The organism is Prevotella pallens (assembly GCF_900454935.1).
Classification (GTDB): Bacteria; Bacteroidota; Bacteroidia; order Bacteroidales; family Bacteroidaceae; genus Prevotella; species Prevotella pallens.
In genome coordinates this window covers 19,998-33,774 of the sequence record NZ_UGTP01000003.1, presented here as the reverse complement: position 1 = coordinate 33,774, position 13,777 = coordinate 19,998, and the positions used below count along the sequence as shown (strand labels likewise).

General features: G+C 41.5%; 9 protein-coding genes. 6 read left to right on the top strand and 3 right to left on the bottom strand.

The annotated features are described in order from the left end of the window. Positions 1 to 342: 342 nt before the first annotated feature. The 3 genes from DX009_RS10710 to htpG form a co-directional block, all read right to left on the bottom strand. Positions 343 to 1,686 (bottom strand): YihY/virulence factor BrkB family protein, encoded by a 1,344-nt coding sequence (locus DX009_RS10710; RefSeq protein WP_115084085.1) that lies wholly within the window; start codon positions 1,684 to 1,686, stop codon positions 343 to 345. A gap of 685 nt (positions 1,687 to 2,371) precedes the next feature. Continuing rightward, positions 2,372 to 2,563 carry a DUF6722 family protein gene (locus DX009_RS10705; RefSeq protein WP_115084084.1) on the bottom strand — a complete coding sequence of 64 codons (192 nt, stop codon included), beginning with the start codon at positions 2,561 to 2,563 and terminating at the stop codon, positions 2,372 to 2,374. 179 nt (positions 2,564 to 2,742) lie between these two features. Beyond that, the gene (htpG, locus tag DX009_RS10700) at positions 2,743 to 4,800 is read right to left on the bottom strand and encodes a molecular chaperone HtpG (RefSeq protein WP_115084083.1); all 2,058 of its coding nucleotides are present in this window, start codon (positions 4,798 to 4,800) and stop codon (positions 2,743 to 2,745) included. 436 nt (positions 4,801 to 5,236) lie between these two features. Here htpG and DX009_RS10695 point away from each other — a divergent pair, with 436 nt between their 5' ends. The 6 genes from DX009_RS10695 to DX009_RS10670 all read left to right on the top strand — a co-directional run bounded on the left by DX009_RS10695 (position 5,237) and on the right by DX009_RS10670 (position 13,707). After that, entirely contained in the window at positions 5,237 to 5,773 is a 537-nt protein-coding gene (locus tag DX009_RS10695; protein WP_115084082.1) for a cob(I)yrinic acid a,c-diamide adenosyltransferase, read from the top strand. A 435-nt stretch (positions 5,774 to 6,208) separates the two neighbouring features. Further along, the gene (locus tag DX009_RS10690) at positions 6,209 to 7,339 is read left to right on the top strand and encodes a leucine-rich repeat domain-containing protein (protein WP_245944639.1); all 1,131 of its coding nucleotides are present in this window, start codon (positions 6,209 to 6,211) and stop codon (positions 7,337 to 7,339) included. Between the two features lie 226 nt (positions 7,340 to 7,565). Further along, positions 7,566 to 10,289 (top strand): TonB-dependent receptor, encoded by a 2,724-nt coding sequence (locus DX009_RS10685; protein ID WP_115084081.1) that lies wholly within the window; start codon positions 7,566 to 7,568, stop codon positions 10,287 to 10,289. A 57-nt stretch (positions 10,290 to 10,346) separates the two neighbouring features. Beyond that, complete coding sequence (locus DX009_RS10680; RefSeq protein WP_040595746.1) at positions 10,347 to 10,724, top strand: hypothetical protein; 378 nt, start codon at positions 10,347 to 10,349, stop codon at positions 10,722 to 10,724. Positions 10,725 to 10,885: 161 nt separating this feature from the next. Then, positions 10,886 to 12,418, top strand: coding sequence for a DUF6850 family outer membrane beta-barrel protein (locus DX009_RS10675; RefSeq protein ID WP_115084080.1), 1,533 nt, complete (start codon positions 10,886 to 10,888; stop codon positions 12,416 to 12,418). Between the two features lie 32 nt (positions 12,419 to 12,450). Further along, positions 12,451 to 13,707 (top strand): DUF4876 domain-containing protein, encoded by a 1,257-nt coding sequence (locus DX009_RS10670; protein ID WP_115084079.1) that lies wholly within the window; start codon positions 12,451 to 12,453, stop codon positions 13,705 to 13,707. The last annotated feature ends 70 nt before the right edge of the window (positions 13,708 to 13,777 follow it).

Here is a 13,777-nt window from a genome sequence, read left to right as displayed (position 1 = left end):
GGGGTTTTTGCACGCCAAAAACCATACTTTTGTGGCGCAAAAACCATACTTTTGCATAGCGAATATGTAACATACAGAGAATGAACACGTTGCGAACGTTCCGTGAAGGCATTTCAAACAGATTGCGAATGCGTGGCGAATAGGTATATGCGGGCACGATAAATCGGTCCCCTACGGCTGCTGACGGTTTACCAAATGTGTCCCAACGGATTACGAAAATGCAACGAACACCCACGAAATACATGCGAAACACCCACGAAACACCCAACGTCCACCCACGAAATGCGCAACAAACATTTCCCATTTGGTGGGTGAATAATTCGTTGCAGACGTGTTGTTGTGTTATGTTTGTGTGTTTACAAGTTCTTTAATATTTATGTTTTTCAGAGCGTTAAGATAGTTTTTGTGAATAGTTTCCACCTTTTTGTACGCATCTTTTTGCCATGCATATTCAGGCAAATGGTGGTTAAGTTCGGTGTTTTGTGTAGGTTCTGTTCCCATACGGTCCACCAGTTCGCCCACGCTAATGTTGTTAGTGTCGTGCGTAGGAGTGTATGTAACTCGGTTAGTTGTAGGCAAATGGTTTTCGGTAATCAGTTCAATGGTTTTCAATCTGTCCAATATAGCCATTGTAACACGTATAGGAATGCCCGTTTTTTCCTCCAGTTCTAAAGCCGTGTATGGTTCTTCGTCGTTGGCAAAGCGTTGGCAAATGTAGCTTAACACGGTGGCGCTCATTGCAAGAAAGTGGTTATAGGAAACCTTTTTTGGTTCTATAGTGCATTGGTAGTAGTCTAAATTCTGGTTTATATAGCAGAGTTCGGCACAAAAGAGGCATATATACCACGACATAAGCATCCATAACATAAACAAAGGAAGTGCTGCAAACGATCCATACACGGCATTATAGCTTGTTAGAAACACTTGTCCGTGAATGTAGAACCCTTGTAAGGCGAGCATTAAAAGGCTGGCTAGCACAGCTGGTCCTATTGTTTTGCTAAGCTGAACCTTTGCATTTGGCATAAAAACATATAGCACTACAAACATAAAAGTTAGTATTGTCCACGGCAGAAGATAGCGTAGCGAGAAGCGTGCAATGGTTCCGAGAAATAAAAAACCGTTTAAATTTTCTACGAAACTGTAGAGATATATGCTCAGTCCAGACATTATGATGATGCTGATTGGCACCAGAAACATCATAGCGGTGTAGTCTATGAGAACCCGACTGATGGGTCGTGTGCCCTTAACCTGCCATATACTGTCGAAAACACGCTCTACTGTGTTTATCAAAGAGAACACACTGTAGAGCATAATAAGTAGTCCGATGCCAATAAAAATGCCTGTTTTGGCATGCGTAAGATACGATTGTGTGAGTGTTAGCAACCAGTTTGCCACTTCGGGTTGTGCCGAAAGCATATCTTTAAACTGCGATTCTATGAACTTACCGAAGCCAAAACCGTTGGCAATAGCAAATATCATGGCAGCAATTGGCACTATTGCCATAATGGTAGAGAACGATAGCTGAGCTGCGAAAGTTATGTGTTCGCGCTCTATAAAGAACTTTATTGTAAGGTAAAACTTCTGCAACAGTCTAATAGCAATACCTTTACGTTTAGACATATACTCTGTTTTCTGCCACATTTCTGTGGTAAAAAAGTTCTTTATTTTGGTTATATCCATCTTCATTCTCGTTCCTTTTTTGTTTCTCAAAGGGTGTGTCTTCTTTACAAAAGTGCAAAGAACACAGTGCAAACTTAATAAAAAAAGGTGAAATCAACAACGATTTCACCTTTTTATATCTATGTATGTTGCAACTTGCCGATAGGGTTTCAGTAAGTTGTTGTATGCCATTTGCCTTAAAGATAGCAGCGAATTGGCATAGATTCAGCGGTTTTTTTTGTCTTGATACATAAAGTAAAGACGTCCAATTACTGCGCCCACAAAGAGCAAAATCGCTACTGCTAATGTTTCCATACTATTCTCCTAACTTCTAATTACTATCCTTTTTCGTTAGGATTTACGGTCTTTTTTGTCTTGATACATAAAGTAAAGACCTCCAATTGTCGCTAATAATGAAACAAAAATCGATACTATTACAGCACCCATACTATTCTCCTAACCTCTAATTAATATCCTTTTCCGTTAGGATTTACGGTTCTTTCTGTCTTGATATATAAAGTAAAGACCACTAATTGTTGCTAATAACGAAACAAAAATCGATACTATTACTGCGCCCATACTATTCTCCTAACTTCTAATTACTATCCTTTTCCGTTAGGACTTACGGTCTTTTTTGTCTTGATACATAAAGTAAAGACCTCCAATTGTTGCTACCAGCGAAACAAAAATCGATGCTACTATTGCTCCCATACTATTCTCCTTTCTTTTTATTACTATCCTTTTCTATTAAATAGAGCCCCCAACATAAGGTTAATGCTGCACCCAATACAACGCAAACAAGCACCCATAGGCGATCCATACTACCAAAAGCTGTCGATAATAGCAAAGCTGTTACCATATACTTTGCTATATCCATCAGCCATTTTCCGAACTCTTTTTTCATAATGCAAATATATAAATAATTCTTGTATTACGGTTCTTATTCTTAGAAAAAATAGCCAATATCTTTTATTTTGCCCTTCTTTCTATCGCTATTGGTGTTTTATTGCAATATAAAAAAGCCTCGTTATAAAGGAAAATCCCATATAACGAGGTTTAAAACTATGTGTTATCGTTGTCGGTTTACTTAATTAAGTCTACCGAACGCTTAATAAACTTGTCGAGCGCAGCACCCTTTAGCAATCCGTTTTGCAAGAGAGCGAGGTCTATTAGCTGATGTATGGCATTGTTGTTTTTAGCATAATCGGCTATCACAGAGTTCTTTTCGTTACGCTGTTTTGTAAGTTCGTCCTCTGTATTTTTTAGTTCGTCCTTCTCGTTTTGGGTAACTTCCTCTGGCTTTTTCTTACCTTGTGCCTGTCGCAAGGCAGCTTCGCGCGCCTGCAAACCCTTAATTTCGCTACGTATAGGCTGCAGTTTTTCGGCAGTAGAAGTATTGCTTTCGCTCAGAATTTGCTTAATAATGGCGTGGTCAGAGTTCAGTACGATGGTGTATGTGTCGGGCATTTGTGCATAGAAACCCATACCTTGTTGGTATTGGCTCATCTCTTTCATACGGCGCATATACTCGTTTTGTGTAGCCACAATAGGCTGAGCGGTTTCGCCAAGTGGTTCTACGTTCACCATAAATTCTGCTTTTTCCACCTTAGGCATCTGCGATTGGAACGCCTGTGTTAGTGTATCGGCATCGTTTTCGCCAAGTTTTTCGCCCTTTGTTTCATCGTTTTTCGCAATAATATGGTCTATAATGTCAGAGTCTACCCGTACAAATCGCGACTTTTCGAGCTTTTGTTCCAACATAGAAAGCATAGGAACGTCTAGCTGTCCATCGGCTAACAGCACCGAATATCCCTTTGCGCGAGCTGTTTCAATGTACGAATACTGTTCCTCTTTGTTGGTTGCGTAGAGATAAACAAGCGTTCCGTCCTTATCGGTTTGGTTGTCTTTAATAAGCGTTTTATACTCTTCGAAGGTAAAGTTCTTGCCATCTACATCGGTAAAGAGCGAAAAATCTTTTGCACGATCGTAGAAATCGGGTTGCGAAAGCATACCATAGTTCACGAAAAGCTTAAGGTCTTGCCACTTTTCTTCGTACTCTTTGCGGTTTTCTTTGAATATTCCGTTGAGCCTATCTGCCACTTTCTTGGTAATGTAAGTAGATATTTTCTTTACGTTAGCATCGCTTTGCAAATAGCTTCGGCTCACATTCAGCGGTATATCCGGTGAGTCTATCACCCCATGAAGCAGGGTAAGGAACTCCGGAACAATGCCTTCTACCTGGTCTGTAACGAATACTTGGTTGCAATAGAGCTGTATTTTGTTGCGCTGAAGCTCTATATTGTTCTTCACTCGTGGGAAATACAGAATACCAGTAAGGTGGAATGGATAGTCAACATTCAGGTGAATCCAGAACAAAGGCTCGTCATTCATTGGGAAGAGCGTACGATAGAACTGCTTATAGTCGTCGTCTTTCAGTTCAGCGGGTGCTTTTGTCCATAGCGGTTCCACGTTGTTTATAACGTTATCCTCGTCTGTTTCCACGCTCTTACCGTCTTTCCATTCTGTCTTTTTGCCAAAAACTACAGGCACAGCCATAAACTTGCAGTACTTGTTCAGCAGGCTTTCTATCTTCTGTTTCTGCAAAAACTCCTTGCAATCGTCGTCTATATGGAGCACGACATCGGTGCCATGGGTTGCCTTTTCGGTATCTTCTATCGAAAATTCCGGGCTTCCGTCGCAGCTCCAACGTACTGCTTGTGCCCCGTCGCGATAGCTTTTGGTTACTATTTCAACCTTTTTAGACACCATGAAGGCAGAGTAGAAGCCCAGACCGAAGTGCCCTATGATGGCTTCAGCCTTGTCTTTGTACTTGTCCAAGAAGTCTGTAACACCCGAAAAGGCTATCTGGTTGATGTATTTGTCTATCTCTTCTGCCGTCATACCTATACCGTTATCGCTCACGGTGAGTGTTCCTGCCTTCTCGTCGAGGCTTACACGAACCTTCAAATCGGTGGTTTCGCCTTTAAACTCGCCTGTTGCGGCAAGCGTACGTAGCTTTTGTGTAGCGTCTACAGCATTAGATACCAACTCGCGAAGGAAGATATCGTGGTCTGAATAGAGGAATTTCTTAATAACAGGGAATATATTCTCTGTTGTTACACCTATTTTTCCTTTTTGCATATTATATATTTTTATTTGTTAATTTCTATCTGCCTGTATCAATACAAATGGTGTGCCAAAATGCTGTAGATGTGCCTTTGCATCGCAAAAATGTTTTGTTTTGCTTTTAATATCTATACTTTCATTATGTGAAAATATCTAACATTATTCTAATTATAACCCTTATTATGCCATATTTTCTATTTATTTTCCTATTTTTGTAGCAGTAAATGGTCTTGCCAAAACTAAATAACAACAGAGAATGGGCATTGTTTTAAATGTCTATGTTGTGGCAGACTCATTGAAATGCAGTTATTCTCTATGCTTCGAAAGGCTAAAAACTTAGACAAACATGATAGATTAGAGAGACTAAAAATGGTGTAACAATAATTAACTATCGGACAAAATAGGGTGCGAAAACCAAAATTTCCACACCACATATCCATTTATTGGCTATATGAATGTAAAGAGAACAGCAGATCGGGGACAGGTTCAAGTGTACACGGGCAACGGAAAAGGGAAGACCACAGCAGCCTTTGGACTAGCCATACGTGCATGTATGGCAGGCAAAAAAGTGTTTATAGGACAGTTTATGAAGTCGATACAATACAACGAAACACGTATTGCCAAGTTCATAGACAACCTTTCTATAGAGCAATTTGGTAATGGTTGCCTACTTACGCGCGCCCCTTCGGCAATAGATAAACAGCACGCTCAAGACGGATTAGCACGGTGTGCAGAACTTCTTAGCTCGGGAGAATGGGACGTAGTGATATTCGATGAAATAACAATAGCACTACACATGGAACTTATTAGCATAGACGAACTTATGCAAGCATTAGAAAACAGAGACCCAAAAACCGAAGTTGTGCTTACTGGTCGTTATGCTCCGAAACAACTAATTGCCTATGCCGACCTTGTAACAGATATGCAAGAGGTGAAGCATTACTACACCACCAAAGGAGTGTTGTCGCGTAATGGCATAGACAGATAGGGGTTTAAAAAGCAGCTTACCACTTGTTTAACACATTCCAAAAATGGCTTTTGGTGTGTGCTCACCGCCCTTTAGTCTAACACAGCCTATCATACTGAAACACAGCACTATAGAAAGGGGTTTTCAAAAACCCCCTTTTTGCGTTGCAAAAGTATGGTTTTTGGCGTGCAAAAAGTAGGTTTTTGCATTGCAAAAGTATGGTTTTTGTTTTTTAAGAGAGTGTTTTTTGTTTTGCAATACACCATACCGCACCCACGTAATACCCCAAAATGGCATCACAATACATCGTACCACGCCCACGAAACACCCACAAAATGGCGTTGCGTTGGTGCTATTTGGCAATATAATATTTACCTATTTTTGGGTATTGCCCACCTTTTTATATCTTACTAACTTTGCATTTGCAAAAGAAAAATATTATAAAACAAATTCTAAATGATAGTTATTATGAGAAAAAACTACTTTTTGTTGTTCGTGTGCGGACTACTTTTTTCGTTCACCAATGCTATGGCTGCGGTGGGAAATGGTGTAATTAAATTTAAAACAAACACACCAATAGGACAGAAAATGACGATAGAAATGCTTATTTTCGACGGTTTAGACGAAGACGGAGACACAAAAGACAAAGACCCGAACATAGGCGATAACTTCTCTATAGACGGTGCAAGCAACATAAGCGTGGCAGGAATGAAAGTGTTTTTCACGGTAGATGCACCCGAAATAACCATTCATGGCGATGCTGACTACCTCTCTATGCCAGCACAAGGTGTAACTTCTATAGACCTAAGTAAGGCTAACGAACTGCGCGAACTACGGGTAAACGAAAATCCAATTACCACTATCGACCTTTCTAAAGCAACAAACTTAAGCGTGGTTTGGGCAAGCTATTGCAAAGAACTCACTACAGTTAATTTAGAAAACACCCAAAACCTTACAGCAATATCGTTGCAAGGAACACAAATTACGGCACTTAATTTGAGCAATAGTCCTAACATTAGAACTCTTAATGTAGGCGAAAACCAAAACCTAAGAACCATTGACGTAACAAAACTTCTATTTCTTGAGGAACTATGGGTGAATGGAAACGGCATTGAAAACTTAGATGTTTCTGAGAATCCGAACCTCGAAAGGTTAGAATGTAGCCAGAATAGTCTTACCAAATTAGACGTTTCACACAATCCAAGAATAGAGTTCTTGTCGTGCTGGGGCAACAAGTTGGCTGGCGAATCAATGGATAAACTTATAGCATCTCTGGTAAAAGAAACCGAAGGAAACGAGAGAGAGTTCTGCGTTTACAACAAACTTTACGACAAAGAACACAATTCTTTAACCGTAAAACAAGCCACAGCAGTGAAAGAACGTGGGTGGACACCAAAGCAAGCAACAGGTTCTATGGACCTATTTACGTGGAAAGAGTTTGACGGCGACGATGCTACTGGCATCAGCAACGCCACTATGAATAGCAAAGATAATGGTGCTTGGTACGACTTAAACGGCCGACGCATAGCTCAACCCGTGCAAAAGGGCATCTATATACATGGAGGTAAGAAAATAGTAGTCAGGTAACAACATTTTCGTATATAGTAAAAAACCAGAGTTTCCGTGCGCTTTTTGCATGGAAACTTTGGTACTTTTAAATGCATAACAACCATTTGCGAAACACAATTCTGCTGTTGTAGAATTGCGAATGTGGTGCATTGGCATATAAAAAATGTACAGGCAACAAACCGTGCTCCCTACAATTAAACCCCACAAACATTGTAAATAGCAACAAAAAAATATTTAATATAAGGTGAAAAAACTCTTATTTACGCTCCTTGTAAGCCTATTTTGTAGTCAGATACAAGCCCAAATGCGTTGCAAAGTGTTAGAAGCAGGCACACAGCAACCCATTATAGGCGCAACAGTTATGGCACTTAACACAAAAAAAATAGTAGCCGTAACCGACCAAAACGGTTGTTTCCTACTATCAACAGGCTTCAATCAGCAGGTAAAAATATCCTATATAGGCTACAAACCCCTACAAGTGGTGCCCAAACAAGGGGCAGTTTACCATTTAAATTTAGACGTAAACAGTTTGCAAGAAGTGGTTGTTACCGCACAAGAAGGGCGAGGCTTGTCGAGCGTTTCCACCATTAGCAAGCAAGCAATGGAGCATTTGCAGCCCTCAAGCTTTACCGATTTGCTGGAACTTTTACCAGGAGGACGAGCACACGACCCACATCTTAATGTGCCAAACACCATAAATTTGCGCGAAGTGCCCATAGCAAGCAACCAGTATAACACCTCTTCTCTGGGCACACGCTTTATTATTGACGGTGCACCAGTTAGCGTAAATGGAAACATGCAATACCTTTCGGGAGCAGTAGATCGCACATCTGGCAAACGGAACTACACAAATGCGGGAGTAGATATGCGTACTATTTCTACCGACGATATACAAGAAGTAACCATTGTGCGAGGCATTCCGTCGGTGCAATATGGCGATCTTACCAGCGGTTTAGTAAAGGTTAAGCGAACAAAAGGTGGCAATTTCCTCTCCGCAAGGTTCAAAGCCGATATGGATTCGAAGCTGTTTTATTTGGCAAAAGCCTTTGAGTGGCAATCTAAAAAACTATCGCTCAACCTCAGTGCCGACTATCTTGACAACAAAGCAGAGCCGCGAAACCTGCTCGAAACCTACCAACGCATCACCCTTTCGGCACGTCTTAACAAACAATGGAACACAGAAACAATGCGCTATAACGCCTCGTTGAATGTAGATTATGGTGGTTCGTTCGACAACGATAAGGTAGATCCAGAGTTCAACCATGGGGGAATAGACAAGTATAAGTCTACCTACAACCGCTATGCAACCAGTTTTGTGTTTGCCATAAATAGCAAAAACAACCAAACTTTCTTTACCAATGGCGAGCTGTCGGCATCGTTTTCGTACGAACGAAACCGCTTAGAACGCACCAAACTTGTACAGTTAGACGGCGACACACCCGCAGCAACAACCATGACAAACGGCGAAAGCGATGCCGTGTTAATATCTCCTTACAAATATACCGCCACACATACGGTAGACGGAAAACCCATTAGCGTGTATCTAAAGGCTAACGCCAACTTTACACTACCCATAAAAGGACTCTCTAACACTATGCTTGTGGGAACCGATTACCAGATGGATCGCAACCTCGGAGAGGGTCAAATGTTCGACCGTTTGCACCCCGTTTACACCGGAGCATCGTATCGTCCGCGCCGATATGCCGACATTCCAGCCTCGCAAACATTGGCTGCTTACATAGAAGAAACCCTTAGTAAAGGCATAGGAAACCACAAATTAGACATAGAAATGGGCGTGCGAGCCGAAACAATGCTGGGTATAAGTAAACGTTTTGCCATATATAATAAGGTGAATATAGACCCACGACTGAATGCAGGGTGGACTTTTCCATCGTTTAACCTGTGCCAACGCCCCATAACAGTGAGCCTTTCGAGCGGAATAGGCTGGCAAAGTATGTTTCCAACCATAGATTTGCTCTATCCAGAACCCACCTATATGGACATAGTAGAGCTGAACTACTATCACGAAAACCCACAATACAGGCGTATGTACCTACAAACTTACGTGGTAGACCCTACTAACACGGCACTGAAAGCGGCACGAAACCTAAAGTGGGAAGCCAAAACAGATGTAGAGTGGGGTGGAAACAGGCTCACACTAACCTATTTTGTGGAAGACATGAAATCGGGTTTTCGCACTATGGAAGTATATGCTCCATACGCTTATAAGGAGTTTGATGCCTCCGGAATAGACCCCGATGCACTTACAAACCGTCCCGATATTAGCACATTGCCCTACCAAACAAAGCGCGTAATGCGGGCTTACGACCACGCTTCTAATGGTAGTCGAACCTATAAACAAGGTTTAGAGTGGGTGCTATCCACAGTTCGCTTTCCTGTTATCAATACTAGGCTCACCATAACAGGGGCTTGGTTTCGCACCGAATACCACAATTCGCAACCCATAATGTACAAACCTGCTAAGATGGTGGGTGGAGAACCACTCGAAATAGTGGGCATATACAAAGACGACGATGGCTTTATAAGAGAAATGGTAAATACCAATTTCACCTTCGATACCACCATTCCAAAACTCAAATTGGGCTTCTCGCTATCGGCACAATGTGTTTGGCTCACCGCAGAACAGTCTATGCGAAAAGAAAATATGCCGTTGAAATATATGGATACCAACGGAAACATACACCCATACACCGAAACCGACACACACGATACCTACTTACAATATCTCGTTAGAACCTATACCGATGGAATGTTTACCCGACAAACCGTTCCATTTAGTATGGATTTGAACCTGAAGGCTACCAAAAAACTCTTCAACAACAAGCTTATGGTGGCACTATTTGTAAACAAACTGTGGGACATACACCCCGATTACAAACGCAACAACTTTGTTATAAGGCGATATGTAACACCATATTTCGGACTGGAAATGAACGTAAAACTATAGAAAAATACGGAAACGCACACCGTGCGCCTATCCAAACACATAAAAACAAACACTACAATGAAATGCTTATTCTACATTATGGTTGTGCTTATGCTACCCTTACTGGCAATAAGGTGTACACAAAAAGACGACGACTACTATACGCAAGCAATGGTAACACTGCAAGTTCCCGACACTATAACACCCATAGAAATGCAAGGAACTGTGGTGCTTAAAAACCTATCGAATGGAAGAAGCTACACCGTTTCCACATTTCAAGAAAACACTGCCACCATTAACGTGTTGCGAGGAGCATATATGATGGACGCCGAAGGTACCATACGATACCGAATGGCAGACGGAACAGAAGGCGTAAAATACTATAGAGCATCGGAAAACTATATAGAAATTGTTGCTCACCCCACACAAATACGCACCAATATACTATTTATGTAAAAACAATAAACTATTGGTATGTATAAACTATATAATTCCTGCAAAAACAAAAACCCCCTTTTTGCAAAACAAAAACCACCTTTTTGCACGCCAAAAACCACCTTTTTGCAATGCAAAAACCATACTTTTGAAATTCAACCACCTACTTATGTAAATACGAAATGAGAAGATACCTATTTATAACCCTTTGTTGTTGTTTGCTGTTTTCGCCCATAAGAGCACACGAAAAAGACACTATAGCAATTGCCGAACACCAAAACCAGTGGACAAAAGTGTTAGACAACGCCCTGCACAACCCAGCTTTTATGCACAACGTGTACACCACATCGCTATCGGAAATGTATCTGAACCTGAACTATAAACATGCCAACATTCCACAACAACCACAATTGGGCAATGCACACACACTGGGCAATGCAACCGTAAGCTCTTATTTGCATCTCAATGCTACCACTACCGTATGGGGAGGAGCATCTTACAAAACAGGAAAAATACGCAATATACGTTTCAATTCCACCTCCGACTACGAACAACTATACCCATACGTAATGGCAGATACCATTGGAGGAGACCTGCAAAACGAGCAATATGCCTTTTACGGAGGCTATGCCGTGAAGCTGAAACAATGGACCTTTGGAGCAAAAATAAACTTTAGAGCCGAACACGAATACCGAACCATCGACCCCAGACCACGAGGAATAGCAACCGATTTGACCCTACGTGTGGGGCTGGCTCGTGCTTATGGAAACTACAATATAGGGGCAGGAGTGGGTATGCACACCTATAAACAAACCAACAATGTAGACTTTTACAACCCTTTGGGCGTAGTTCCAGAATACCACATGACGGGACTTGGAACCAACTATGTGCGCTTTGCAGGTGCAATACGCTCGTCGTACTATAAAGGAACAGGCACCATTGCCGACCTACAGCTAACTCCATTAAACACCAGTGGCGCATATTTGTCAATCGAAGGAACATATATGCCTTACAACAACATACTTACCGAACTTAACGCACTACCCATTAGCAAACTCGAAGTTACCACTATGGCAGCACAAGCAGGCTGGAAACACGAAGGAAAATGGCGGTGGGCACTCTTCGCAGGATACCGTATGGAACACCGGCGAGGTAAAGAATACATAGCAGGAAGCTCGTCGAGCACCGAATATAAGTCGCTTATAACACTCTCAATGTACCAAAACAACAAAGCCGACTACCATTTGGGCGGAGCATTAAGCACAGGCAACCAATCGAAAATAATGCTTAACGCACAGTTAGGGTGGCTAAACGACTATTCGGAATACATAGATTTGCGACGCGAAATGGCATTTGCAAAAACCTACGGACGGCTCGGTTGGCAGTGGTTATGGTGCAACAAAACACAACAAAAACACCAAAACACAGCACAATGGCAAATAGAATGGAACACAAATGCTGCCTATTTCCACAACAACTCTAAACGAATTGTTATGCCATACGCCATTATGGATAAGCAAATAACACAACTTGTAAACAACATATATGCCACCAAAACAGCGCATCTCTGGACTTTGGCAACACAATGCGCCGTCTATCATCAGCCCAAACAGTGGAAAGGGGTAGGCGTTTTCCTAAAAACAGCCTTCGCTTATAGCCATTCTGCCTTGCTACATCAGGTAGAAACAAATGTTGCAATGGGGGTAACTTTCTAACAAAAACCCAATTATAACAACACAATATAACAATGAATATAAACAAAAACAGCCATAAGCAAAACCCAATATTAGCACTATTTGCAATGCTTTGCATAGCTTTCGCATCGTGCACAAACTATAACGACAACGGCATAGAACCCCAAATAGCAAACCATAGCCTTGCGCTCACCATACCACTCAATATAAATGGCGCAACACTAACCCAAGCAACAGCCGTGCTAACCAATGTAGAAACCGGCAAACAATATACCGCTACCAACTTTAAACCCGCTGGAAAGGAGTTCGAAACTACAGTTTCAGTACCCGAAGGCAACTATAACATAGCCGTAAAAGGCACTATAAACTATAAATTAAACAACCAAAACATAGCCGCAAAGGTAAAAGCCGAATGCCAAAACATAGCCATTAGCGCAGCCGAACCCCCAAAAACAACCCAAATAGCCCTAAATGTGTATTCTGCACAAGAGGGTTTTGTAATATCAGAAATATTCTTTACCGGCACAACAACCCCCGATGGGTTTATGTATACCGACGATCAGTACATCAAAATAGGCAATAATAGCGACACAACAATGTATGCTGACGGGATAGCTTTCATAGAATCGTTCTTCACAAGCGACGATAAACACGACTATCAACCCGATATTAGGAACGAAGCAATGACCATTTCTGCCATCTATGTCATACCTGGCACCGGACACGATGTACCAGTTCTGCCCGGAAAAGAACTACTTATAGCTCTCACCGCCATAGACCACCGCCCCATAAACCCTAACTCTTTCGACCTGAGAAAGGCAGATTTTGAAATCTACGACAAGTCTTCGCACCCCGAAGGAGACCAAGATAACCCCAAAGTACCCAACCTTTTAAACTGGTATGCTAACTTTAATGGAACGTTTGTAATGCACACTCGTGGAGTAAAAAGCTACGCATTGGCTCGCCCAATGGTAGACCAAAGCACATATACAAAGCAATATAGATACAAATTTGGCTACATTTTTAAACAAGGAGACATAGTGGTGCCAATGAACGAAAACGAATATTTCATGCCAAATGCGTGGATAATAGATGCCGTAAACCTTGCCGTTCCCACCGTATACGAGTGGAATATAATATCGGCAAGGCTAGATAAGGGCTTCACTTACTGTGGAAATGTAGACTTTGATGAGGCTCGTTACAACAAAGCTGTGGTAAGAAAAAGAAACGAAAATGGGTGGATTGATACCAATAACTCTACCAACGACTTCACGCCAAACGCTGTTCCATCGTGCTCAAAGCTGCCTTAAACAACATAAAAGCTGGCAAAACAAACCACAATAACAATATAAACAAAACATAAAAAGCAAAATATGCAAA

What these genes read in the sequence shown, in the direction of transcription:
- DX009_RS10710 (WP_115084085.1), bottom strand. Translation starts at nt 1,686, where the DNA reads ATGAAGATGGATATAACCAAAATAAAGAACTTTTTTACCACAGAAATG.
- DX009_RS10705 (WP_115084084.1), bottom strand. Translation starts at nt 2,563, where the DNA reads ATGAAAAAAGAGTTCGGAAAATGGCTGATGGATATAGCAAAGTATATG.
- htpG (WP_115084083.1), bottom strand. Translation starts at nt 4,800, where the DNA reads ATGCAAAAAGGAAAAATAGGTGTAACAACAGAGAATATATTCCCTGTT.
- DX009_RS10695 (WP_115084082.1), top strand. Translation starts at nt 5,237, where the DNA reads ATGAATGTAAAGAGAACAGCAGATCGGGGACAGGTTCAAGTGTACACG.
- DX009_RS10690 (WP_245944639.1), top strand. Translation starts at nt 6,209, where the DNA reads ATGATAGTTATTATGAGAAAAAACTACTTTTTGTTGTTCGTGTGCGGA.
- DX009_RS10680 (WP_040595746.1), top strand. Translation starts at nt 10,347, where the DNA reads ATGAAATGCTTATTCTACATTATGGTTGTGCTTATGCTACCCTTACTG.
- DX009_RS10675 (WP_115084080.1), top strand. Translation starts at nt 10,886, where the DNA reads ATGAGAAGATACCTATTTATAACCCTTTGTTGTTGTTTGCTGTTTTCG.
- DX009_RS10670 (WP_115084079.1), top strand. Translation starts at nt 12,451, where the DNA reads ATGAATATAAACAAAAACAGCCATAAGCAAAACCCAATATTAGCACTA.